The organism is Rhodococcus sp. (in: high G+C Gram-positive bacteria) (genome assembly GCF_049299235.1).
Taxonomy (GTDB): domain Bacteria; phylum Actinomycetota; class Actinomycetes; order Mycobacteriales; family Mycobacteriaceae; genus Rhodococcus.
Map to the genome: position 1 here is coordinate 1 of NZ_JBAQXC010000379.1, position 2,294 is coordinate 2,294.

General features: G+C 71.0%; 3 protein-coding genes. 1 reads left to right on the forward strand and 2 read right to left on the reverse strand.

The window, feature by feature from the left end:
- Together WAX14_RS23405 and WAX14_RS23410 are read right to left on the reverse strand one after the other, a co-directional pair.
- Positions 1-552, reverse strand: a 552-nt coding sequence (locus tag WAX14_RS23405) for an FAD-dependent oxidoreductase (protein ID WP_422630431.1), incomplete at its 3' end; no start/stop codon positions are given.
- On the reverse strand, positions 549-1,169 hold the full coding sequence (locus WAX14_RS23410) for a TetR/AcrR family transcriptional regulator (RefSeq protein ID WP_422630432.1): 621 nt from the start codon (positions 1,167-1,169) through the stop codon (positions 549-551). The genes WAX14_RS23405 and WAX14_RS23410, both read right to left, overlap by 4 nt.
- Before the next feature lie 20 nt (positions 1,170-1,189).
- On the opposite strand from WAX14_RS23410, the gene WAX14_RS23415 reads away from it, so the two are divergent.
- The coding region (locus tag WAX14_RS23415) for an FAD-binding oxidoreductase (RefSeq protein ID WP_422630433.1) at positions 1,190-2,294 on the forward strand (1,105 nt) is incomplete at its 3' end.

Sequence of the window (2,294 nt, forward strand, 5' to 3'; positions counted from 1 at the left end):
GTCGACAAGTTGCCCGTCGTGGGCGAGCAGGCCCCCGCGAAGCCCGTTGCGACGCACCGCGGGAACGAGGGCGACAGCGCGGCCGGCACCCACTCGGCGCGACCGCGGCAGCAACGCCGAGGGAGTACGGGCCGCCGCACGCAGTGCGTCGCCGGCGAGGAAACCTACCCGGACCAGTGCAGATTCACCACGGCCGACGGACGGAAGCAGTGGGACCAGTTGCGGCATCGGCCGGATCAAATGCGGGGCCGTGACGGCCATGAGGATGCCGCGTTCGACGGCGCTTTCGTGCGCGATCCCGACATTGCCGGTCGCGAGGTAGCGCAGGCCGCCGTGGACGAGTTTCGAACTCCACCGGCTGGTCCCGAACGCGAGATCGTGACGTTCGACCAGGGCGACGCTGAGCCCGCGTGCGGCGGCATCGAGGGCGACCCCGGCGCCGGTGACTCCGCCGCCGATCACCAGAACGTCGACTACGGGGTCGTCGGCGAGCCGCTCGAGTTCGCGACGGCGACGCTGCGCGGACAGTGCGGCCGATCCGGGTCCGGTCACGCTGATCGTTCCGAAGTGGGCGTCAGGTACGCGTCCACGGCGTGCCCGAGTTCCGCGAGCAGGTCGTCACGAGATGCGGTATCGGCGACCGCGCGCGCCGAGACGGTGACCGATTGGGCGGTGAGCAGCACCATCACGGCGATCCGGCGCGGGTTGCCTGCGCGGATCGACCCGTCGCGTTGTCCGTCGGCAATGGCGACGGTGAGCGTCTCGAGCAGCATGCGCTGGCTGGTGCCGAGCCGGTCGACGAGGTAGGTGATCAGCACGTCGGGGTCGGTGCTGACGATCTTGTCGAACAGCGGGTGGGCGCCGATGGCGCCGGCGGTGGTCACCACCGCGTGTACGAGTCGCTGCCGGGCGGGGCCGGTGCCGGACGATTCGGGGGCGAGTCGGCGGATCTCACGGGTGAGCAGGTCCGCGACGATCGCGCGGGTGTCGGGCCAGCGGCGATAGACGGTCGGGCGGCTGACGCCGGCCCGCCGGGCGACCTCGGCGAGCGTGGTGCGACGCAACCCGAAGTCCACCATGCAGGAATATGCGGCGTCGAGGATCTGGTCCTCGATCGTGGGCGCGTCGCGCGGACCGGCAGTTCGCGAATCATCGTTACGGATCGACATTGTGTGTAAAACTGTAACTCATGATCTCCCAGTTCGTCCCGCACTATCCCGACGCAGCCCCACCGATGGCGTGGGACGCGTGGGGCACCGAGGACCGCCGCACAGAACTGTCCGCGCCGATCCGCAACCTGCTCGAGCAGACGCTGGGCATCGACACCACCCGCGACCGCGACCTTCCCGAGGCCGACGTCCGGCTCACCGCCTGCCGGTTGAGTGCAGTGCACCGCGACGGCCTCACCCGCATCGTCGGCGCCGACCACCTCGCCGACGACGACCGGACCCGGCTGCGGCACGCGGGGGGAAAGAGCACCCCCGATCTGTTGCGCCGCCGAAGCCGCGACACACAGGATGCGCCCGACGCCGTGCTGTGTCCCGGCAGTCACGACGAGGTCCTCGCCGTGCTCGCGTACTGCTCGGCCGAATCGATCGCGGTGGTTCCGTTCGGCGGCGGCACCAGCGTCGTCGGCGGCCTCGATCCGGTGCGGGGACCGTTCGATGCGGTGATCGCCGTCGACCTGCGCAGGCTGACCGCGTTGACCGGGCTCGATCCGATCTCGGGGTTGGCGACGCTGCAGGCCGGTGCCACCGGTCCGCAGGCCGAACAGGTGCTGTCCGCCCACGGCTTCTCGCTCGGCCATTTCCCCCAGAGTTATCGCCACGCCACCCTCGGCGGGTTCGCGGTCACCCGATCGGCGGGCCAGGCGTCGGCCGGCTACGGACGATTCGAGGACATGGTCGACCATCTGGTCGTGGCGACACCGCGGGGCACCGTGCGGGCCGGTCTGGCGCCGGCATCCGCGGCGGGCCCGGACCTCCGCCGGTTGTTCCTCGGCTCGGAAGGCACGCTCGGCATCGTCACCGAGGTGGGGGTACGGATTCATCCCGTGCCCGCGACCACCACATTCCGCGCGTGGTCGTTTCCCGACTTCGCGACCGGCGCGGCGGCACTGCGGACACTCGCACAGACAGGTGCGCTGCCGACGGTCCTGCGACTGTCGGACGAAGCCGAGACCGGCATGAATCTCGCGCTGCACGACAAGATCGGCGGTGCCGCACCCGGCGGTTGCCTCGCCGTCACCACCGTCGAGGGCAGCGACGCGCACGTGCGCGCCCGCGCCGCCGAGG

What these genes read in the sequence shown, in the direction of transcription:
- WAX14_RS23410 (WP_422630432.1), bottom strand. Translation starts at nt 1,169, where the DNA reads ATGTCGATCCGTAACGATGATTCGCGAACTGCCGGTCCGCGCGACGCG.